The following is an 18,736-nucleotide window of genomic DNA, read 5'->3' as shown; positions in this document are numbered from 1 at the left end:
ATGCATTCATAAATGCATTTAACGCTCACAAAGTGCGAATCCTGTGTTACCTTCGTCACTACAAGCGCCGTGGTTCCCTCCAGCAGCCGCGGCGTACCGTTCGCATTTGTCACGTAACGGAGACAAGACATGGAATCTTCCGCACCGCTCAAACTGGACCACCCCTCGGACGCCCTACCCATCGCCGCAGAATCCGGGCTGCGCCGGTCAATGGGCCCTCGGCACCTGATCATGATCGCGATGGGCGGGGTGATCGGTTCAGGGCTCTTCCTCAGCTCCGGCTACACCATCTCCCAAGCAGGCCCGCTCGGAGCAGTCCTTGCCTATCTGGTGGGCGCCTTTGTGGTCTACCTGGTGATGGCCTGCCTCGGTGAACTGGCCATTGCCTACCCTGTGTCCGGCGCTTTTCACATCTACGCTTCCCGCTCCATCGGTCCGGCAACCGGCTTTACCACGGCCTGGCTTTATTGGCTCTGTTGGGCTGTAGCAATCGGATCTGAGTTCACAGCCTCCGGATTGCTCATGCAGCGGTGGTTTCCGGATGTTGAAGTGTGGGTGTGGTGCCTCGTCTTCGCTGCCATGTTGTTCGCCTTCAACGCCTTTTCCTCCAAGTTCTTCGGAGAATCCGAGTTCTGGTTCTCCATAGTCAAGGTGGGGGCCATCATCGCCCTGATCATCTTTGGCGGGGCCGCCCTCTTTGGCTTCCACCCCATGTCCGAATCCACCAGCCACCCGTTCCTCTTTGAGAACTTCAATACTCCGGACGGGCTGTTCCCTCATGGATTCTCCGGCGTCCTGGTGACGGCGCTGGCAGTGTTCTATGCCTTCTCCGGCTCGGAACTTATTGGTGTGGCAGCCGGAGAAACCAAGGATCCCGCCCGGAGCATCCCCAAGGCCATGCGCAGCACGGTGATCCGGCTCCTGATCTTCTTTGTGGGTGCCATCGCCGTGATCGCCGCAACCGTACCGTTTGATCAGGTGGGTTTGGACGAGAGCCCTTTCGTCACGGTCTTTGCTTCCGTAGGTATCCCGTTCGCAGCTGACATCATGAACTTCGTCATCATCACAGCGCTTCTGTCCGCCGGAAACAGCGGTTTGTTCTCGTGCGCACGCATGCTCTATTCATTGGCTGACGAAGGGCACGCGCCCAAGGCCTTCAGGCGACTCACCCGGCGGGGGATACCCCTGATAGCCCTTTCCGTGAGCATGGTTGGCGGCTTGGCATCGTTGGTCAGCAGTGTGGCCGCACCGGAGATTGTGTATCTGGCCCTCGTTTCGATCGCAGGTTTTGCCGTGGTGGGTGTGTGGATGTCCATCACCGCATCCCACTTCTTCCATCGCAGGGCATTCGTCCGCAATGGCGGGCGGGTGGCGGATCTTGCCTACAAAGCACCGCTCTATCCTTTGGTGCCTATCCTGGCCTTTGTGCTCTGTCTGGTCTCCCTCGTTGGCATAGCCCTGGACCCATCCCAGATTGCTGCACTGTACTTCGGTGTTCCTTTTGTGGCGGCCTGTTACCTGTACTTCCACTTCCGGTATGGCAGGAAGTCTGCGGCAGCCAACCAGCTCTGATCCGGGCTTCCATCAGTTCCGCGGCCGGGCTTGCTGTCCGGCCGCGGAACTTGCTGTGTCAGGACTCCCTGATGACCTGCGCTCACGCCGGCATGTGAGAATTGCGTGAGCGCTTGGTGGAAGGAGCGGATCCGTGGATATGTCACCTGAGGCGTCGTCCCTATCTCAGGGCCTTCGTCTTGTTCGCTTGGTAACGGACCGTGAGAAGCAGGGCCGTCAACTTCTGGGAGTTTCGCAGCTGGCCGCCGAGTTGGACATGGAGCAAAGCCGAGTGTCCCGCCTGGCTCAGGAACTGTGTGATCTGGGCCTGCTCGAGCGTGTGGACCGGGGGCCCTTCCGTACCGGGCCGCGGTTTTTCGCTCTGGCTGCCTCACTCAACGCGGGATGGGTGCGTCAGTCACGCGCGGAGTTGGAGGAGCTGGTGTCAGCCTTCGGGCTGAGGGCCCGGCTTTCAGTGCTCGACGGCGTCCGGGTTCTCTTGGTGCGCTCGTCAACCAACAACTCAGTGCTGGGCGGATTCGCCAAGCCGGGCATGGTGACGCCGGTGTGGTGCACGGGCTCGGGCAGGGCGCTGTTGTGGGATTCTTCCGCCGCTGACATTGAGTCGCTGCTGGCCGACGTCAACTTCATCGGCGTCGGCGGTCCGGCTGCCGCGCATTCGGCCGCGGAGGTGGCTGAATTCATGGAACGCGACCGTCGCCAGGGCTTTGTGTTGGCTGCCGAAGAGTTCGAGCACGGTGTTTGGGAGTTGGCTGTTCCTGTGCGCGAGGCTGGCGGCGGGATTGTGGCGGCCCTCAGCGTCCTGGGAAGCCGGTCAAGCCTTGAGGAGTCTGCCCCGGAGATTGCCGCGGTTCTCCACGCAACGTCACTGCGCCTGGGGTCGCCCGCCCACTTGGGCCTCCAGCCACTCTCGCCATGAGCCCAGAGCTACGGCAAATGCCTCCCGCTGGGGGTCAATCCTGGCCTTGGGGCCAACAATCTGCAGGGCGGCTGCAACTTCTCCCTTAAAGTCCCTGATGGGCGCTGCCAAGGAGTAGAGCCCGGGTTCGGCTTCCTCATCCACTATTGAGTATCCGCGCGCCCGCGCCCTGTTGAGCCGGTCCAGAAAATCTTCCACTGAAACCGGGGTGTTGGGTCCGTGGTTGATGAATTCAACGTCACCCAGGATCTTGCGGATCTCCTCGTCCGAAGCATCCCAGAGGAGTGCTTGGCCGGCATCGCTGCAGTAGGCGGGGTAGGGGCGGCCCAGCCAGGAACCCACAAGATTGGCGCTATCGGGTACCTGCTCCCCGATCGTCACGGTGCTGTTTCCGCTGAGCACCCCCAGGAAGCAGGCCTCGTTGGTTTCGGAGGCCAAACCCTCCAAAGCAGTGAGGCCATCGGTCTTCAGCCGCTGCTCAGTCACCAGTTGAGCGTCCGTCAGGATTGACCAGTCCAGGCTGTACTCACGCTGCCCGGTCCGCCTCAGGAAACCTTCCTGCTGGGCCCCTTTCAGGCTTCGGGAGACTTGACTGCGGTCTTTGCCCAGCCTGGCGGAAATGTCCGCCACCGTGCCGCCGTCGAAATTTTCTGCGTGACGCTCCCCGACGGCAAGGAGGGCCAGCATTCCGCGGCCCATGCTGGAGGTCTTTGACATGGGTCGATTCTAGCCACCCGTTGGTGCCATGCAGGCCTAGTGGATGGAGAAGACCCGTGCCGGAAAGCCGCTGCCCTCCAACGGCTTGGCCCATGTTGCCATCAGCGCAGCTCCGGACTCGGGAACGTGCTCCAGATTGGCCATCAGCTCGATCTGCCATTTGTCCTGTGCCAGAACGTAGCTTTCCAGGCTGAAATCGTTCCGCGAGGTGGCCATGCCTGGGTCCGTGTCCGTTTGTTCGTGCCCAACGGCAGTGACTTCGCGTTTTTCGATCAAGTACTCCAACACTTCGCGGGACCATCCCGGGGTGTGGCTTATTCCGGCGTCGTCGCGGTTGGCCATGGCTGCGGAATCCGGCCACCTGCGGCTCCACCCGGTGCGAAGGGCCACGAATGAACCCGCCGGGATTTCTCCGTTGCGCGATTCCCACTCGAGGACGTCGTTGAGACGGGGTGTAGCGTCCGGATCGGCAGAGACCCGGCTGCTGATGTCCAGGACCACCAGCGGCAAAACCATCTCCTCAACGGGGAGCTGATCAAGGGTCCGCCCGCCGCGGACAAAGTGCGACGGCGGATCCACGTGGGTGCCCCACTGGCCCACAATCGAATACCTGTGTGCAGTAAATCCATCCCCTTTTTCGAGGTCGAAGAGAGTTTCCCTGGTCTCATTGGGAAAGGCGGGAAAGTGCGGCTGGCCTGGATGAAAGGCGTGGGTCAGGTCCGTGAATGTTCTGTTGAGGAGAAGTGGCGCCAGGTCCGGCCACAGCGGAGAGCTCATGATGCCATCCTTGATTCGGTGTGAGCGGCTACGGCACTGCTGGAAACGCTGAGTGGTCCTGAAACTTCAATGACCGGCACTTCCCACGGATGGATGTCCACAATCCGTTGAACAAGGCGTTGGACGGTGCCGTGATCCAGGGAGTCGTCAAAGTAGGTGGTGAACACGAACGTGGGTGAGATGGTCCGCTGGCCCACAGTGCCGAGGGTGGGGTTGGCCCCTTCCGCCACAGTGAACCCTTCGTAGCCGGCCGAGGATTCGAAGACGTGGTGATAGTTGCCGAAACCGCCCAGTTCCGGCGTGGCCTGGAGGGTATTCAGCAGGACGCTGATGCCGGCGTCGGAGTGCAACGCCTGGAGGTCGCCGGCGGCCAGTCGAGTCATGGTTTCCGTGGGAATGGGCCAGTGGATGCGGAGCTTGCGCACCGTCTTGAGTTCAATGTTCATATCAGCGACCCTTCCGTCAGTTGTCTTCGAGACATCGTGCCATGATGTGATGAGCATAACAAGCATATGGAAATGTTTATATTGCACGCTAGGTAAAGAATCTCTAAGCCAGGACACAGTTTCCCCATATACAACCCATAGGCGTGCCGCGTTTCATGGATGCATGACTACTCCACACCCCAACCATGACCGCGGCCTCGAGTTCGATCTCTCCACCCTCCTTAGCCGGCGCCGCAGCCTGGGGATCCTGTTCGGTGCAGGCACGGCCGCCGCCCTCGCGGCGTGTACGCCAACCGGCGGAGGCGGCGGCGCATCGCCGTCGGGCACTTCCAGCGCTTCCGCTGCAGTTACGGAGAGCACGACGGCGGCCGCATCACCTTCCGCGTCCGCCACCAGCACGGTGACCCGCGCCTTCGCGGAATGCGGAGTGGAAATCCCGGAGGAGACACTGGGGCCCTATCCGGCGGACGGTTCCAATGGCCCCAATGTGCTGGAGGCAAGCGGCGTGGTTCGTCGGGATATCAGGTCCAGCTTTGGCGGGTCCACTACCAAGGCCGAAGGGGTGCCCCTGACGGTTACGTTAACGCTGTTGGACAATTCCAACGGTTGCGCTCCGTTGGCCGGCGCCGCTGTGTACGCCTGGCATTGCGATCAGGACGGTAAATACTCGCTCTACGATTCCGGCCTGGAGAATGAAAACTACCTCCGTGGTGTGCAGGAGGCCGATGCCAACGGGCAACTCACGTTCAGCACCATCTACCCCGGTGCGTACAACGGCCGCTGGCCACATATTCACTTTGAGGTATTTGAATCCATGAGCAACACCACGGCCGCCGGCCAGGTCCTCGCCGTCTCGCAGATCGCCCTGACTGAGTCTGCCTGCAAGGAGGTTTACGCGAGCCAAGGGTACGAGTCCAGTGCCCGGAACTTCCCCAACACCACGCTGACCTCGGACAACGTCTTTGGGGGCGACGGGGGAATATACCAATTGGCGACTATGTCCGGCTCCGTGGCTGGTGGCTACACGGCTGCGCTGAACGTGACTGTTTAGCCCGGCCGGCACATAAAGCGGGGCTAGACTCGGGGGCATGCCTTCGAATGCCTCCGCCGCAATTGACCACATCAAGGACCTTGGCGCCTACGTGTCGGCGTCCCCCTCCAGCTTCCACGCGGTCCACGAGGCCGCGCGGCGATTGGATGCTGCAGGCTTCACGGGATTGGACGAACTGCAGCCTTGGGATGGCGGAGCGGGCAAGTTTTACGTGATCCGGGACGGCGCACTCATAGCGTGGGTAACGCCGGAAGGCGCCGGCCCCACCACTGCTTTCAACATCCTGGGTGCGCACACGGACTCTCCGTCGTTCAAACTGAAACCGAAGCCCACCACCGGCAAATTCGGTTGGCTGCAGGCCGGCGTCGAGGTTTATGGCGGGCCGTTGCTGAACTCCTGGCTGGACCGCGAGCTGCAACTGGCCGGCCGACTGGTGCTGCGCGACGGTACTGAGCACTTGACCGCAACGGGTCCGCTCCTTCGCTTCCCGCAACTTGCCATTCATCTGGATCGGGGGGTCAACGACAACGGGCTGCACCTGTCCAAGCAGCAGCACATGAATCCCATCTTTGGTCAGGGTGATCCTGCCGGTGAGGATCTTCTGGCCCTGCTCGCCTCCCGCGTGGAAGGCGCCGCCGTTGATGCTGAGGACATCGGCGGGTACGACGTCGTCATTGCGGACACGCAGGAACCTGCAGTTTTCGGTGCCAAGGGGGAGTTCTTCGCCTCCGGCCGCCTGGACAATCTGTCCTCCACACATGCAGGCCTGGTGGCTTTGATTGCCCACGCAGCGGCTGCTCCGGCAACGGGTCCCATCGCCGTCCTAGCGGCGTTCGATCATGAAGAGATCGGTTCAAACTCCCGCTCGGGAGCCTGCGGCCCCATCCTCGAGGACGTCCTGGTGCGTATCTCCGATGGCCTTGGTGCTTCGGTGAGCCAAAGGCGGCAGGCGTTGGCGGCGTCGTTCTGTGTTTCCGCGGACGCCGGCCACGCCGTCCACCCGAACTACGCCGAGAAGCACGATCCCGCCAACAAACCGGTGCTGAACGGTGGCCCGCTGCTCAAGATCAACGCCAACCAGCGCTACGCCACGGATGCTACGGGGGCCGCATTCTGGGCACGGCTATGCGATGAGTCCGGCGTTCCGTACCAAGAGTACGTTTCCAACAACGATCTTCCCTGCGGTTCCACCATTGGGCCTCTGACTGCCACGCGGCTGGGGATCCGGACTGTGGATGTGGGCATCCCGCTGCTGTCCATGCACTCTGCGCGCGAGCTGTGCGGAGTGGCGGATGCGAGGAGCCTAAGCTCGGTGATTGAGCACTTCTTCAGCACCGCAGCGTAGAAGAAGCCTCAAGCACTCATTTCAGGGCTGTAATAAAAGTTTCCTATAGGAAACATCGGATGCTCTACGGGTTACATTTTGTGCATTGTCCCTGATCTGAGGTGCTCAAACTGTCCATCTGCATAGCCAAGCGGGTCCCGGGGCGGGTTAGCGTGATGTAGTCATGTGGCCCGTGGCACACCACTGTGGCCAACCCCAAAATAAAGGACGGCGCAGAACCATGCACGCTGACCAACAGCTTTCCAAGTCCCTCAAGCCCCGACACCTCTCCATGATCGCCATCGCCGGCGTCATTGGAGCTGGCCTGTTCGTTGGCTCCGGGGCAGCCATCCAGCAGGCGGGCCCCGGAATTCTCGTGGCCTATCTTGCGGCCGGCCTCGTGGTCATCCTCGTCATGCGCATGCTTGGTGAGATGGCCGCGGCCAACCCCGAAACGGGTTCGTTCTCCACCTATGCGGACAAAGCACTTGGCCGCTGGGCCGGATTCAGCATTGGCTGGCTCTACGCCTGGTTCTGGATCATCGTCCTGGGCATTGAAGCCACGGCCGGTGCCGCCATCATGCACCGCTGGGTTCCCGGCGTGGATCAGTGGGTATGGGCGCTCATCCTCATGGTGCTCCTCACTCTGACCAACCTGGGATCCGTGAAGTCCTACGGTGAATTCGAATTCTGGTTCGCCTCCATCAAAGTAGCGGCAATTGTCATCTTCCTGTTGGCAGGCATCGTTGCCATCCTCGGCTTCATGCCGGGTGTTTCCGCCCCCGGCGTGGTCAACCTCCTGGATCAGGGCGGCTTCATGCCCAACGGTCCGGGCGCTGTTCTTGCAGGCATTCTCGTGGTGGTCTTCTCCTTCTTCGGCGCTGAAATCGCCACCATTGCCGCCGGCGAATCCGAGAATCCCGTTGATGCGGTCAAGAAGGCCGTGAAGTCCACTGTGTGGCGCATCCTCATCTTCTACATCGGCTCCATTGCGATTGTGGTAACCCTGCTGCCTTGGAACGATGCTTCGGTGGCCAAGAGCCCTTACGTTGCTGTTATTGAGCTCTACGGAATCCCGGGCGCCGGCACCATCATGGACATCGTTGTCCTCACCTCGGTGCTCTCCTGCCTGAACTCAGGCCTCTACACCGCCAGCCGCATGCTCTTCTCGCTCTCGCAGCGCGGCGACGCACCCCGGGCCTGGATGAAGATCTCCAAGCGCGGCGTTCCGGCTGCGGCAGTACTCGCATCCACCGTGGTGGGATTCCTCACCGTAGGAGCCAACTACATCGCCCCGGACACAGTGTTCCTGTTCCTTGTGAACACCTCGGGTGCCATCGCACTGTTTGTCTGGTTGGTCATTGCCACCTCGCAGTTGATCCTCCGCAAGCGAATGGGGGCGGCCGCCAAGGATCTTGAGCTCAAGATGTGGCTCTTCCCCGCCCTCACCTGGGTCACCATCGGCGCCATTGTGGCGTTGATCATCGGCATGGTCATCATCGAGTCCACCCGCGAATCGCTGTTCCTTTCGCTGGCGCTGGCCGCCGTTGTGGTGGGAATCGGTGTGCTCCGCTACCGCAAGAAGGCGCAGACGCCTTCCACTCCGGTGCTTGGCGGAGACGCCGAGCGGAGCAAGATCGGTTCCTGACCGGCGTCGTCACTTCTCAATGCGGAACAGCCGCCGTCAATATTCGACGGCGGCTGTTCCGTTTCCATTTATGGTGCGTGATGGCGTGCGGCGTCACGCCCTGCAATGTTTACCGTGCGCCGGGGCTGAAACCCTTGGATTCCAAGGGGTGGCCGAACCGGGGGAGCTCAAGAGTGTGTATGGCGTGACGCTTCCGATTGCTTGCTGCGCTTCTCGTCCGCTTGCAAAATGCCGTCGCGTACTCCTGCTCGGACCACGTAGTACAGGAAATAGAGGGCGATTGCTGAGAACACAACGGTCAGAACCAAGGCACTTATAGGTGTGGCATCCATGGCCCCAACCCTAGCGGCGAGTCACCCGGGCCACTCGCGAGGCAACAGGAATCCACAGATTGCCCTTCTTCGTGTTAGTGTCTTTGACGCTGTCAAGGAGAAAAAAGAAACATTGTTTCTCCTGATCACCTTGCGCGGGTGGCGGAATGGCAGACGCGCTAGCTTGAGGTGCTAGTCCTCGAAAGGGGGTGGGGGTTCAAGTCCCCCTCCGCGCACAAAGAAACCCCCGGAAGTTGAACTTCCGGGGGTTTTGTCGTGTCCAGGCGTGGTGTGAAGCTACGCGGGCCTCAGCTGCCGGTGCGCGGCGCGAACATGATGACGCCAACGCCCACAATGCAGATTGCCGCGCCGATCACATCCCAACGGTCCGGGCGGAACCCGTCCATCAGCATTCCCCACGCAAGCGAGCCCGCGATGAACACGCCGCCGTAGGCCGCCAGGACCCGGCCAAAATGGGCCTCGGGTTGGAAGGCTGCGAAGAATCCGTAGATACCCAATGCAATGATGCCCAGTCCTGCCCACCACCAGGCTTTGCCTTCGCGGACGGACTGCCAGATCAGCCAGGCTCCGCCGATCTCTGCGATGGCGGCGAAAACGAAGAGAATGATGGACTTCAGCACAGTCATAACCTCAGTATCGCGTGCTGTGGACCCGGGTTATCCACATACGCAATGTGGCGGGTTCCGGCCGGAGATTCCGCCGAATAGCTTTGGGTGCAGGAGATGCACTAAGATATTGAAGTCTGTGTTACGCCCTCTTGCCGTGTTTTAGGCCGGGGAGCGCCAACGCAGCATCGCAAATGAACCTCCTGTTACGGAAATACCGTAACCGCTTAGCCCAAAGGAGGTGGGTTCACATATGCGTCCTTACGAATTGATGGTAATCATCGACCCCGAGGTCGAAGAGCGTACCGTAGAGTCGTCGCTTCAGAAGTTCCTCAATGTCATCACCACCGATGGTGGAACCATCGAAAAGGTTGACATCTGGGGCCGTCGCCGTCTGGCGTACGACATCAAGAAGAAGTCCGAAGGTATCTACGCCGTGGTGAACTTCACCGCAGCTCCGGCTACCGCCAAGGAACTTGATCGCCAGCTGTCTCTCAACGAGACGATCATGCGCACCAAGATCATCCGCCCTGAAGACCAGAAGGTCGTTGCTGAGTAATCAGCCCCTTCCAAGTCTTTACCCCGAAGGAACGAACAAGGAGGCAGTAGATGGCAGGCGAAACCACTATTACGGTCATCGGTAATCTCACCAATGACCCCGAGCTGCGGTTCACCCCGTCTGGCTCAGCAGTAGCGAACTTCACCATCGCTTCTACTCCCCGGACCTTTGACCGCCAGTCCAATGAGTGGAAGGACGGGGAAACCCTGTTCCTCCGCGCATCGGTATGGCGCGAAGCAGCCGAGAACGTGGCCGAGTCCCTCACCAAGGGCATGCGCGTCATCGTTTCCGGCCGTTTGAAGAGCCGTTCTTACGAAACAAAAGAAGGCGAAAAGCGCACCGTAATCGAGCTTGAGGTCGATGAAATCGGCCCGAGCCTGCGTTACGCCAACGCCAAGGTCAACCGTACCCAGCGCTCCGGCGGTGGCCAGGGTGGCTTCGGTGGCGGTAACGCCGGTAATTCCGGTGGCTTCGGAGGTGGCGCTCCTGGTGGAAACCAGGGCGGCGGCAACTCCGGTGGAACCTGGGGCGGCAACCAGCCCGCACAACAGCAGGATGACCCCTGGGCTACGCCCGGTGTCAGCAATGCTGGCGGTTGGGGCAACGGCCCGGATTCCGAACCTCCCTTCTAAACACCAAATAAACGTCCGACGCCGGACACCCACCGGAACTGCCGCAAGGCACCATGGTGACAACCGCCGTCGAACACCACCATCCCGTGGATCAATATCCACGGGCTCCATAGAAAAGGAGCTCCACGATGGCTAAGGCTGAACTCCGTAAGCCCAAACCAAAGTCCAACCCCTTGAAGGCCGCTGACATCACTGTCATCGACTACAAGGACGTAGCACTGCTGCGCAAGTTCATCTCCGACCGCGGAAAGATCCGCGCTCGTCGCGTCACTGGCGTTACCGTTCAGGAACAGCGCAAGATCGCCCAGGCAATCAAGAACGCCCGCGAAGTTGCTCTGCTGCCTTACTCCGGCGCTGGCCGCGGCTAAGGGAAGGGATTAACTAACATGGCAAAGCTCATTCTGACCCACGAAGTAACCGGTCTCGGTGCTGCTGGCGATGTTGTGGAGGTCAAGGACGGTTACGCACGTAACTTCCTGCTCCCCCGCGGCTTCGCTCTGACCTGGTCCAAGGGTGGCGAGAAGCAGGTTGAGTCCATCAAGGCTGCCCGCGCCGCTCGTGCGCACGCTTCTGTTGAAGCTGCACAGGCACAGGCCCAGGCTCTGTCCTCCAAGAAGGTCAAGCTCGAGGTGAAGGCCGGCGAGTCCGGTCGTCTCTTCGGCACCGTCAAGCCTGCTGATGTCGCTGCTGCTGTTGAGGCCGCTGGCCTCGGCGCAATCGACAAGCGCAACGTTGAACTGCCGAACCACATCAAGTCTGTCGGTTCGTACACGGCCAACGTTCGCCTGCACGAGGATGTTTCTGCTGTCATCGACCTCGAGGTCGTTGCAAGCAAGTAGTCTCTGACTGCAAAGAAGGCCCCCGCTACCGGATTCCGGTGGTGGGGGCCTTTTGCTTTCCCCCACCCTCAAGCTCGGTGCGGGACTTACTGCGAGTGGAGCTCCTCCATGATGTGCTTGTAGCCGGTGCGGATCATCTCGGCCAGGATGCCGCGGTCCACGTCGTCAAGATTGTTGACGTAGAGGCACGCAGCACCGGTTTTGTGTTTGCCGAGCTCGGGAAGCAAACGATCGGCATCCGGCCCGTAGGTCAGTCCATACAGGGCCAGGTTGGCCTTCCGGGGAGAGAATCCGACGGCGGCCGAATCACCTTCGCGTCCGGTCTCGTACTTGTAGTGGTACCGGCCGAAACCAATAATCGATGGCCCCCACATGACGGGTTCCTGGCCGGTTGCCTGACGCATCATATCCAGTAATTCAAAGCCGTCTGCGCGCCGGGTGGGATGCTCCACTGCAGCCAGGAATTCTTCCACGGAAACGTCCGTGGGCTGGGTCTTGTTCTCTGCCATAGGGGTAGTTTGGCAGACGCGGGACAGGCCTGCCAGCGCCCGGTGATAGCCTTCAGCGGTGACCTCAGAACCCCTGCGCACCCGTCCGTTCCACCAAGTGGACGTCTTCTCCGAGGTGCCTTACCTCGGCAACCCGCTTGCTGTTGTGGTTGATGCTGAAGGCCTCAGCACGGAGGCCATGCAGCACTTTGCCAACTGGACCAACCTCTCGGAGACCACGTTCTTGTTGCCGCCCACCCATGCCGAAGCGGACTACAGGGTTCGCATTTTCACCGGCAGTGAGGAGTTTCCGTTCGCCGGTCACCCCACGCTTGGTTCGGCGCATACGTGGTTGCAGGCCGGGGGAGTGCCCAAGACTGAAGGCGTCCTGGTCCAGGAATGCGGCGCGGGTTTGGTGAGCGTTAAGCACGACGCCGGCCGCTTGGCTTTCGCTGCCCCGCCACTGACTCGCTTCGGCCCGGTGGATGACGCTATCCGAACCCAGCTCGCGGCTGGCCTGCAGCTTCCGGAGGATGCCCTGCTGGACGCGTCGTGGCTGGTCAACGGCCCCACGTGGATTGGCGTGCTGCTCGGCTCTGCGGAACAAGTGCTGGCCATCGAGCCTGACCTCGTGGCGATGGGTGACCTCAAGGTCGGGGTGATTGGCCCCCATGAGCCGGGATCCGGCGTCGACTTTGAAGTCCGTACCTTCATCCCCGGGGACGCCATGGTGGAGGACCCTGTGACGGGAAGTTTCAATGCCGGTGCTGCTCAGTGGCTGATTGGCAGCGGAAGGGCTCCCAAGGAGTACCTAGTTGCTCAGGGAACTGTCCTGGGCAGGAGTGGGCGTATTCACGTCAAAGCGGAGGATGGCGAAATATGGGTGGGCGGAGCCTCAGCCACGTGCATCGAAGGCACGGTGCTGCTCTAAACGCCGATTAGGAGCGCTTGGGGCGGGTGAGGATAACCAGCAAGAAGATGCCGGCACTGAAGGCCGCCTGCACAGCGATAACGGACATCGGCACGTAGCCAAGGTACAGCGCCACCAGCAGGGGAACCATGGCCAGGATAGTCACGTCCAGCCCGCGCATGAGGGAACCCAGTTGGGCCCGCGGGACCGGACCGAACGGGGTTTCAACCGGTGGCGCGGTCCAGTCCGGCGGGGTCCTGGTGGCTGCGCGGAGAGTCCCGGCACCCATGCCGACCCCGGCCAGGGCACCAACGCCTATTAAGGCAGGGTTCGCCGCCCCGAGCAGCGCCAACAGACTGCAGAGCATGGCCATCCACACAGCCATGGCCAGGCACGGCATGAGCGTGCGGCTGGTCCTTACCAGGGCCGGATGCAGTGGCAACAGAGCGTCGAGCTCGGGGACCAACGCGGTTTTGCGGGCAACACCGCCCAGACCCGACGCCGTGGCACAGCCGCAGATCACGATCACCGCCAACTGGGCGAACTCGGGAAGGCCACCTTCCACAAGCAATATGGCCACGCAGGAGGCGAGCCAAAGAATGGATGGCAGCAGCGGCGGATTGAGCCTGATGAAGGCCACCACATCAGCACGGATCAGCGCAGCCAGGGGCCCTCGGACCGGGCGGGCGTACAAGCGGGCTGCGCGGCCGCCGTCGATCCTTTTTCGATTGCCGCCGAGAGCTCGAAGCACCTCGTTGGCGTCCATCATGAACAGCGAGGCACCGGCGTGCCCCGCCACGGCACCGCCTCTGGCCAGTTCGGTGCCGCGCACCTGTCCGGCGCGCGGCACCACCACAGCAAGGAGTCCGACGGCGGCAACGGTCACCACTGCGGTGGCCCAAGGTGCAGATGAGAACATCGGCAGGACAGAGCATGCCAGGAGTGCTGCAGCAGTTGTTACCGTCCCCCAGCGCGGACCTAAGAGGGCAAGTTGCTGCAGGGCTGCCAGAACCAGCGCGATGGCTCCTGCGGCGCCGAAGGTGAGTGAGGCAAGAAGGTGTTCGAGGGGAGCCCGGTCAACAGCTGTAACCATGCTGAAGGGCAGATAGATCACGGCTGAGCCAGCTGCTGTGAAGGCGGCTTTACGGATGAAGGGCGGGAGGACCATCGGCCGGCGGTCGATGGGGAGGGCCAGCCACCAGGAGCTCTCTGCTCCATTCGTGGATACCGGTCCAAGTTTCCGGGCGAGGTTGTTGACGGCCAGGAGGGCAGCAAACGTGATGGACGTCCACAGCAGTGGTTCCGGGAGTACCAGCCACTGTGCCCCGATGATGCTTTTCTGTGTGGATGCCCTGTCCGCAATTTCATTGCGCAACGCCAGGACGAACGAGGCCGCGATGGTCAGGGAAACCCCGATGCCCAGTCCCCAACTGTAGGCGTCAACAAAGCGGGTTCCCCACGAAATCCTGCTGCGTTTGTAGCGCTTGGCGGATTGGCGGGTGAAGCGGACAATTTCGGAGGCCAGCTGCCGGTCCTGCGCGGAGTGTGCTGCGGTGAGCATGTCAGGAGCCGGCAATGATCGAGGCCCCCTGCTCCGGATCGAACGCCTGGACTTCTTCATCAATGACCAAACATGTGGAGGCTGTGGCCAACAGCAGTTGAGGATCGTGGGTCACCAGGACAACGGCGCCACCGTCCTGTGCGTGCGCTGCGATCCGCTCACCCATCGCTGCGCGCATCCGGGGATCGAGCCGCTGTTCCGGCTCGTCCAGGATCAGGAGCGACGACGGGCGGATGAGTCCGGCGGCAAGCAGCAGCCTGCGGCGCTGGCCGGAAGACAATGCATCGGGGATGGCGTGGGCCCTGCCTAATAGCCCGAAGAATTCCAACTCTTCCTCAACGCGGGCTTCGGGGTGCTCCAAGGAGTGCCCGCGGGCGATGAGGAGCAGGTGCTCACGGACGGTGAGGGACGGGAAGAAGAGGTCATCGTCAAAGACGGCAGAGACCTGCCGGCGGAAGGGCACGGCGTCCGGATCGATGAGGAGGCCGTGGACCTTCACATCACCGGAAAGGGCAGCCTGGCGTCCTGCAATGGTTCGGGCTACCGTGGATTTTCCGGCGCCGTTCACTCCCACGATTCCCAGGACTTCACCGGCTTCAACGGACGCGGAAACTTCTCCGCACACCGGAGCCCCGGCGTAGCCAACCAACAGGCCTTCGGCCTCCAAGACTGTCCCCATGAGGCAACCCTACCGGCGGGATGGGTGCCATCGGGCCAGGCTCAGCGGTGGACGGTTCCCCGGAGAGAATTGGTCCCACCACGGGATCTTCTGGTCCGCTTTACGGTTCGGGCTGCGGCAATGAAGGGTCGCAGGGCATCCCTGAGTTCATTGGTGTGGGAACTGTTGAGATCAATTTCGTAGTCATTTCCGTCAACGGAAAACACCACGGTCTCCTCCGCATCCGTACCGTCGAGGTCATCGAGCAAGGTAACAATTCTTCGTGTAGCCACCGTAAGACCCTACTGCCCGCTGGTCGGCGGTCCGGCGTCGCCGATTCACTTGTCCCATCTTTCGGAGAGTGAACGAATCGCTTAGGCGTTGCGATGAATTGCGCTGCAACTAACTTTCGCTGACCGGTGCCGGGGACCGGGTAGTCGTGGGCCCCGGAGAGGAGGTCAGCCGCTTCCCCATCCGGATCAGGGGCTGCTCGATTGCGCGGGCCATGACCTCCGCAACGGCGACTGACAGGACTGCGGCCAGCACCAGCCTGACGATGGCAAGTGCAAAGTTCTGCTGGCCGGCAGGGATGGCCATGCTGACTACGTCGATGCAAAAAGGGTGGAAAAGGTAGATCGCATACGTCCTGGTCCCGAGGAATGCTACGGGCTTCCAACTAAGCAATTTGGTCAGGGGCGAGGCAGCGAGAATGACGGAGGGGAAGAGAAGGGCAACGGTGTAGGAGAACACCACGTGCGCGTGGCCGCTCTGGTAACCGCCGGGGAGTATCGGGTCAAGGATGTACGCGGTGATTGCTACAGGTATAAGCAGGGCGGCCACTCTTGGCTGGGCGAGCTTGGACACTACCCGGAATCCCCGGGGCGTGTGCATGATGAGGCCAAGGACGCAACCGGCCAGAATGGCGGTGTAGGTCCCAAAGTAGCGGGCACCTTCAATGTAGCCTGCTGCGGATGCGAGGCCCAGCAGAACCGTGGCCGCGGCAAGGCGGTGCCTTTTCATCAGCGGTATGGCGAACATGAGGAATGGCCATACGACGTAAAACTTTTCCTCGATTCCAAGCGACCAGCTATGGACAAAGGAGCCGCCGCCGGCGAGGTCTCCATTGAAAGTTGCCAGGAGGGGTAGCCGCTCCGCGAATTTCTCCGGACCCTCACCAAGCCCCAACACGAAGACTGCTATGGCAGCAGTTGAGAGCGCAAGATAGTAAAGCGGCAGAATGCGAAATGCCCGCCTGACATAGAAACGGATGATCGAGACACGGCCGCGCCGGCGTTCTTCCCGGGTCAGGAGCGATGTAATCAGGAAACCGCTGATGACAAAGAAGAGAGTCACTCCCAGCGATCCGTTGAGAAATCCCCAGATATGGGGGTCGCTCATGTGCGATACGAGAACCATTGCGATGCTGACGGTTCGGAGCCCGTCCAGCTGCGGCCAGTACCGGGCGGACAAGAAGGACGACTCTGGCTTTTCCACAAATCCCTTTTCAGGCTCACTGTCTGCCTTGAGAGGTCCCGGCAGCTTCATGCCAATGGTGTAAATAGTGTGACCGGGTCCAGGTGTTTGCCCTGATCACACCACCTGCTTGGTCTACGCAGCGCAGAGCTGCGGATTCTTCGCGAAAATTGCGGATGGTGGGCGTCCGACTTCTCCCTCGCGGGCTATCGTGACAAACTCAAAGAGCTGGACGAGCAAATGAGAGCTGGCCGCCCCTTCATCACTCACTCCACCCGGCACCTGATTGACGCCCAGCGCATTGGGTAGAAGTTAAGCGGGCGCACCTAGGAGGAGCAAGTATGGATTCTGCACGGACCTTTGAGTCGATTGTCATCATCTTCAACCCCAACAGCACCGGGGACGCGCCTGAGTTGGCGCAGGAATTGCATGACAAGCTGAGGGAGCTGCTCACTTACCAGCCGGAAATCACGCTTCAGCCTACTGAGCACGCCGGCCACGCCGTGGATTTGGCGCGGGAAGCGGCTTCCAGGGGCGGCGACGTCCTGGTGGTTTCGGTGAGTGGAGATGGCGGCTACAACGAGGTGGTCAACGGCGTGATGCAGGCCGGGAACCCGAATGCCGTCTGCGCAGTCCGGGCCGCGGGCAATGCCAATGATCACAGCCGGATCATCGGGACAAAACCTCTGGAAGAGGCCATTGCGGAGGGCCATGTGCATAACATCGACCTCCTCCGTATTCACACGGGCCAAAAAGAAAATGAGCCCCTCGAATACGCTCATTCGTACATCGGATTCGGCCTCACTCCCGTGGTGGCCACGGAACTCGAGAAGGGCAGCAAAGGCGCGCTCAAGGAGATGGTCACCGTCATTCAGACCTTCTCCAAGTTTGAGCCCTTTGGTATCCGCCTGGCAGATGGGAAGCGCCGCAAGTTCGACAGCCTCGTCTTCGCCAACATCAATGAAATGGCCAAGTACGCCACCTTGAGCGAGGCAGAGGACCACCCGTCGGACGGGAAGTTCGAGGTGATCGTGTTCCCGCACATGCCCAAGTGGCGCACTCTCCTGACTGCGCTGAAGGCCACAACGCAAGGTTTGGGTGACCAGCCGAGCGTGAGCAGCTACGAATTCACCACGCTCAAGCCCCTGCCATACCAAATGGACGGTGAAGTGAAGTCCGTTGAGGCCAACGTCAAGGTCCGGGTGGAGTGCGCTCCCCGCGCTCTGGCTACGCTCGGTTAGACACTTCTAGCCTGCGTTAGACACACTTCTAGCCTGCCGGGGCGCAGGCGGCCGTAACGAAGTCATGGATCCGGCCGCGCAGTTCATTGGAGGCTGCTATCTTCACCAGGCCCTTCCGGTCACCAACGGTCACCCTCAGCGGCAAAAGGGTGCCCACCTTGTCTTCTGCAACAGCGTGGGGATCGCAGCGGGCGGGGCGGATAGTGAGTGGTAGTTCCTGTTTGATCGCGCCCACACTGACATTGGCCGGCCAGGGGTCTGTGGGGGATTGCGCCAGCAGTGTGGTCTCCTCAATTGATTCGATAGTGATTCGTCCCGGGTCATCTCCGGCTTTGGCTGGCGTTATGCGAAGGCGTACGACGGCGGTGCGGCCGTCCGCTGCTACCTCCAGCGCGGGGTCCAGGACCAGGGCTGCGACGGCGGCGGCCTCAGATGCCAGGCACAGCTCGCCGGCGTTTCTGGAAAGGACCCCGAAGGGATCGGAAGCGTTGGTGCTGGCCTCCACGGGCTCCTTGCCCGGTTCTGCATAGGTGATCCTGGCGTTGAGTTCTGTTGTTGTGCCTTCTGATACTTCGCAGGCGGCAGCGGGCAGCATTGCGGGCAGGCTCTTCGGCTGACGGGGTGGCAGTTCGAGGCCGCCAGCAGATGGCTTCCAGGAGATGTCACCTTGGAACAGCGGGGATTGCAGCTGCGCCACAGTCACAGTTATTGGCGAATCCGTGGTGTTGGTGAGCTGCAGCAGGATGGCCTGTTTTCCATATTGGTCCCGGGACTGGTTGATCTCCACAGCCACGGGCTGGGTACTCCCGCTGCCGGAGGGAGAGCCGGAGCTGCAGGCAGCCAGAAATGGCATGGTCATGGCCAGAGCCAGACCCGCCGCAAGGGAAAGCCGCTGCCGGCACGTCATGCGATCAGTGTAGGGGCGCGGACCAGTAGGAGTCTCCGGGCCAACCAGGTGGAGCCCTTCCGCGGTCCGCTCCTGCC

Annotated in this window: 21 protein-coding genes and 1 tRNA gene; 12 read left to right on the top strand and 10 right to left on the bottom strand. The window is 61.3% G+C overall.

The genetic code is table 11. The features are described from left to right. Positions 1 to 129: 129 nt before the first annotated feature. A complete protein-coding gene (locus tag ABI796_RS20065; protein WP_141282984.1) occupies positions 130 to 1,572 on the top strand; it encodes an amino acid permease in 1,443 nt (480 codons plus the stop codon). Between the two features lie 133 nt (positions 1,573 to 1,705). Beyond that, on the top strand, positions 1,706 to 2,491 hold the full coding sequence (locus ABI796_RS20060; protein ID WP_141282985.1) for an IclR family transcriptional regulator: 786 nt from the start codon (positions 1,706 to 1,708) through the stop codon (positions 2,489 to 2,491). Here ABI796_RS20060 and ABI796_RS20055 read toward each other — a convergent pair. The 3 genes from ABI796_RS20055 to ABI796_RS20045 are packed head-to-tail and all read right to left on the bottom strand — an operon-like array spanning position 2,438 to position 4,431. Further along, a complete protein-coding gene (locus ABI796_RS20055) occupies positions 2,438 to 3,208 on the bottom strand; it encodes an IclR family transcriptional regulator (protein WP_141282986.1) in 771 nt (256 codons plus the stop codon). The two genes, ABI796_RS20060 and ABI796_RS20055, sit on opposite strands and share 54 nt — an antisense overlap. A 36-nt stretch (positions 3,209 to 3,244) precedes the next feature. Beyond that, complete coding sequence (locus ABI796_RS20050; protein WP_141282987.1) at positions 3,245 to 3,985, bottom strand: cyclase family protein; 741 nt, start codon at positions 3,983 to 3,985, stop codon at positions 3,245 to 3,247. Beyond that, complete coding sequence (locus ABI796_RS20045) at positions 3,982 to 4,431, bottom strand: hypothetical protein (RefSeq protein WP_141282988.1); 450 nt, start codon at positions 4,429 to 4,431, stop codon at positions 3,982 to 3,984. The genes ABI796_RS20050 and ABI796_RS20045 overlap by 4 nt, the downstream gene beginning before the upstream one ends. A gap of 163 nt (positions 4,432 to 4,594) precedes the next feature. Here ABI796_RS20045 and ABI796_RS20040 point away from each other — a divergent pair, with 163 nt between their 5' ends. From ABI796_RS20040 to ABI796_RS20025, 4 genes are all read left to right on the top strand, one after another. After that, the gene (locus ABI796_RS20040) at positions 4,595 to 5,482 is read left to right on the top strand and encodes an intradiol ring-cleavage dioxygenase (protein ID WP_141282989.1); all 888 of its coding nucleotides are present in this window, start codon (positions 4,595 to 4,597) and stop codon (positions 5,480 to 5,482) included. 37 nt (positions 5,483 to 5,519) lie between these two features. Continuing rightward, entirely contained in the window at positions 5,520 to 6,827 is a 1,308-nt protein-coding gene (locus ABI796_RS20035) for a M18 family aminopeptidase (RefSeq protein WP_141282990.1), read from the top strand. A gap of 220 nt (positions 6,828 to 7,047) precedes the next feature. Continuing rightward, entirely contained in the window at positions 7,048 to 8,454 is a 1,407-nt protein-coding gene (locus tag ABI796_RS20030) for an amino acid permease (protein ID WP_141282991.1), read from the top strand. Between the two features lie 464 nt (positions 8,455 to 8,918). After that, positions 8,919 to 9,001 (top strand) — tRNA-Leu (locus tag ABI796_RS20025). A 72-nt stretch (positions 9,002 to 9,073) separates the two neighbouring features. Here ABI796_RS20025 and ABI796_RS20020 read toward each other — a convergent pair. After that, a complete protein-coding gene (locus ABI796_RS20020) occupies positions 9,074 to 9,412 on the bottom strand; it encodes a YnfA family protein (RefSeq protein ID WP_141284460.1) in 339 nt (112 codons plus the stop codon). A 232-nt stretch (positions 9,413 to 9,644) separates the two neighbouring features. Here ABI796_RS20020 and rpsF point away from each other — a divergent pair, with 232 nt between their 5' ends. From rpsF to rplI, 4 genes are all read left to right on the top strand, one after another. Then, positions 9,645 to 9,950, top strand: a complete 306-nt coding sequence (gene rpsF / locus ABI796_RS20015; RefSeq protein WP_011776755.1) for a 30S ribosomal protein S6 — start codon at positions 9,645 to 9,647, stop codon at positions 9,948 to 9,950. A 50-nt stretch (positions 9,951 to 10,000) separates the two neighbouring features. After that, positions 10,001 to 10,582 (top strand): single-stranded DNA-binding protein, encoded by a 582-nt coding sequence (locus tag ABI796_RS20010; protein ID WP_011776754.1) that lies wholly within the window; start codon positions 10,001 to 10,003, stop codon positions 10,580 to 10,582. A 128-nt stretch (positions 10,583 to 10,710) separates the two neighbouring features. After that, positions 10,711 to 10,950, top strand: a complete 240-nt coding sequence (rpsR, locus tag ABI796_RS20005) for a 30S ribosomal protein S18 (protein ID WP_003800144.1) — start codon at positions 10,711 to 10,713, stop codon at positions 10,948 to 10,950. An 18-nt stretch (positions 10,951 to 10,968) separates the two neighbouring features. Then, positions 10,969 to 11,421 (top strand): 50S ribosomal protein L9, encoded by a 453-nt coding sequence (rplI, locus tag ABI796_RS20000; protein WP_024818808.1) that lies wholly within the window; start codon positions 10,969 to 10,971, stop codon positions 11,419 to 11,421. Between the two features lie 86 nt (positions 11,422 to 11,507). On the opposite strand, the gene ABI796_RS19995 is transcribed toward rplI, so the two are convergent. Then, positions 11,508 to 11,930 carry a DUF1801 domain-containing protein gene (locus tag ABI796_RS19995; RefSeq protein WP_141284458.1) on the bottom strand — a complete coding sequence of 141 codons (423 nt, stop codon included), beginning with the start codon at positions 11,928 to 11,930 and terminating at the stop codon, positions 11,508 to 11,510. Positions 11,931 to 11,988: 58 nt separating this feature from the next. On the opposite strand from ABI796_RS19995, the gene ABI796_RS19990 reads away from it, so the two are divergent. After that, a complete protein-coding gene (locus ABI796_RS19990; RefSeq protein ID WP_141284456.1) occupies positions 11,989 to 12,840 on the top strand; it encodes a PhzF family phenazine biosynthesis protein in 852 nt (283 codons plus the stop codon). 7 nt (positions 12,841 to 12,847) lie between these two features. Here the strand turns inward: ABI796_RS19990 and ABI796_RS19985 are convergent, their stop codons facing one another. From ABI796_RS19985 to ABI796_RS19970, 4 genes are all read right to left on the bottom strand, one after another. Further along, positions 12,848 to 14,380 (bottom strand): DUF6297 family protein, encoded by a 1,533-nt coding sequence (locus ABI796_RS19985; protein ID WP_141284454.1) that lies wholly within the window; start codon positions 14,378 to 14,380, stop codon positions 12,848 to 12,850. A gap of 1 nt (position 14,381) precedes the next feature. After that, the gene (locus ABI796_RS19980) at positions 14,382 to 15,059 is read right to left on the bottom strand and encodes an ABC transporter ATP-binding protein (RefSeq protein WP_141284452.1); all 678 of its coding nucleotides are present in this window, start codon (positions 15,057 to 15,059) and stop codon (positions 14,382 to 14,384) included. Between the two features lie 41 nt (positions 15,060 to 15,100). Then, entirely contained in the window at positions 15,101 to 15,331 is a 231-nt protein-coding gene (locus ABI796_RS19975; protein WP_141284450.1) for a histone-like nucleoid-structuring protein Lsr2, read from the bottom strand. 109 nt (positions 15,332 to 15,440) lie between these two features. Continuing rightward, entirely contained in the window at positions 15,441 to 16,532 is a 1,092-nt protein-coding gene (locus tag ABI796_RS19970) for an acyltransferase (RefSeq protein WP_170224949.1), read from the bottom strand. A 320-nt stretch (positions 16,533 to 16,852) separates the two neighbouring features. Here ABI796_RS19970 and ABI796_RS19965 point away from each other — a divergent pair, with 320 nt between their 5' ends. Next, the gene (locus tag ABI796_RS19965; RefSeq protein ID WP_141284446.1) at positions 16,853 to 17,752 is read left to right on the top strand and encodes a diacylglycerol kinase family protein; all 900 of its coding nucleotides are present in this window, start codon (positions 16,853 to 16,855) and stop codon (positions 17,750 to 17,752) included. Between the two features lie 28 nt (positions 17,753 to 17,780). Here ABI796_RS19965 and ABI796_RS19960 read toward each other — a convergent pair whose 3' ends face one another. Continuing rightward, positions 17,781 to 18,659, bottom strand: a complete 879-nt coding sequence (locus ABI796_RS19960; RefSeq protein ID WP_141284444.1) for a hypothetical protein — start codon at positions 18,657 to 18,659, stop codon at positions 17,781 to 17,783. Positions 18,660 to 18,736 lie beyond the last annotated feature (77 nt).

Source organism: Paenarthrobacter aurescens, from assembly GCF_041549525.1.
Lineage (GTDB): Bacteria > Actinomycetota > Actinomycetes > Actinomycetales > Micrococcaceae > Arthrobacter > Arthrobacter aurescens.
Note: the sequence above shows the minus strand (reverse complement) of the source record. Positions and strands in the feature narration are given on the sequence as shown.

Coding starts and splice junctions, on each gene's coding strand:
- ABI796_RS19995 (WP_141284458.1), bottom strand. CDS start 11,930: ATGGCAGAGAACAAGACCCAGCCCACGGACGTTTCCGTGGAAGAATTC.
- ABI796_RS20020 (WP_141284460.1), bottom strand. CDS start 9,412: ATGACTGTGCTGAAGTCCATCATTCTCTTCGTTTTCGCCGCCATCGCA.
- ABI796_RS19985 (WP_141284454.1), bottom strand. CDS start 14,380: ATGCTCACCGCAGCACACTCCGCGCAGGACCGGCAGCTGGCCTCCGAA.
- ABI796_RS20055 (WP_141282986.1), bottom strand. CDS start 3,208: ATGTCAAAGACCTCCAGCATGGGCCGCGGAATGCTGGCCCTCCTTGCC.
- ABI796_RS20040 (WP_141282989.1), top strand. CDS start 4,595: ATGACTACTCCACACCCCAACCATGACCGCGGCCTCGAGTTCGATCTC.
- ABI796_RS20065 (WP_141282984.1), top strand. CDS start 130: ATGGAATCTTCCGCACCGCTCAAACTGGACCACCCCTCGGACGCCCTA.
- ABI796_RS20030 (WP_141282991.1), top strand. CDS start 7,048: ATGCACGCTGACCAACAGCTTTCCAAGTCCCTCAAGCCCCGACACCTC.
- rpsF (WP_011776755.1), top strand. CDS start 9,645: ATGCGTCCTTACGAATTGATGGTAATCATCGACCCCGAGGTCGAAGAG.
- ABI796_RS20045 (WP_141282988.1), bottom strand. CDS start 4,431: ATGAACATTGAACTCAAGACGGTGCGCAAGCTCCGCATCCACTGGCCC.
- ABI796_RS19960 (WP_141284444.1), bottom strand. CDS start 18,659: ATGACGTGCCGGCAGCGGCTTTCCCTTGCGGCGGGTCTGGCTCTGGCC.
- ABI796_RS20010 (WP_011776754.1), top strand. CDS start 10,001: ATGGCAGGCGAAACCACTATTACGGTCATCGGTAATCTCACCAATGAC.
- rpsR (WP_003800144.1), top strand. CDS start 10,711: ATGGCTAAGGCTGAACTCCGTAAGCCCAAACCAAAGTCCAACCCCTTG.
- ABI796_RS20050 (WP_141282987.1), bottom strand. CDS start 3,985: ATGAGCTCTCCGCTGTGGCCGGACCTGGCGCCACTTCTCCTCAACAGA.
- ABI796_RS19980 (WP_141284452.1), bottom strand. CDS start 15,059: ATGGGGACAGTCTTGGAGGCCGAAGGCCTGTTGGTTGGCTACGCCGGG.
- ABI796_RS19965 (WP_141284446.1), top strand. CDS start 16,853: ATGGATTCTGCACGGACCTTTGAGTCGATTGTCATCATCTTCAACCCC.
- rplI (WP_024818808.1), top strand. CDS start 10,969: ATGGCAAAGCTCATTCTGACCCACGAAGTAACCGGTCTCGGTGCTGCT.
- ABI796_RS20035 (WP_141282990.1), top strand. CDS start 5,520: ATGCCTTCGAATGCCTCCGCCGCAATTGACCACATCAAGGACCTTGGC.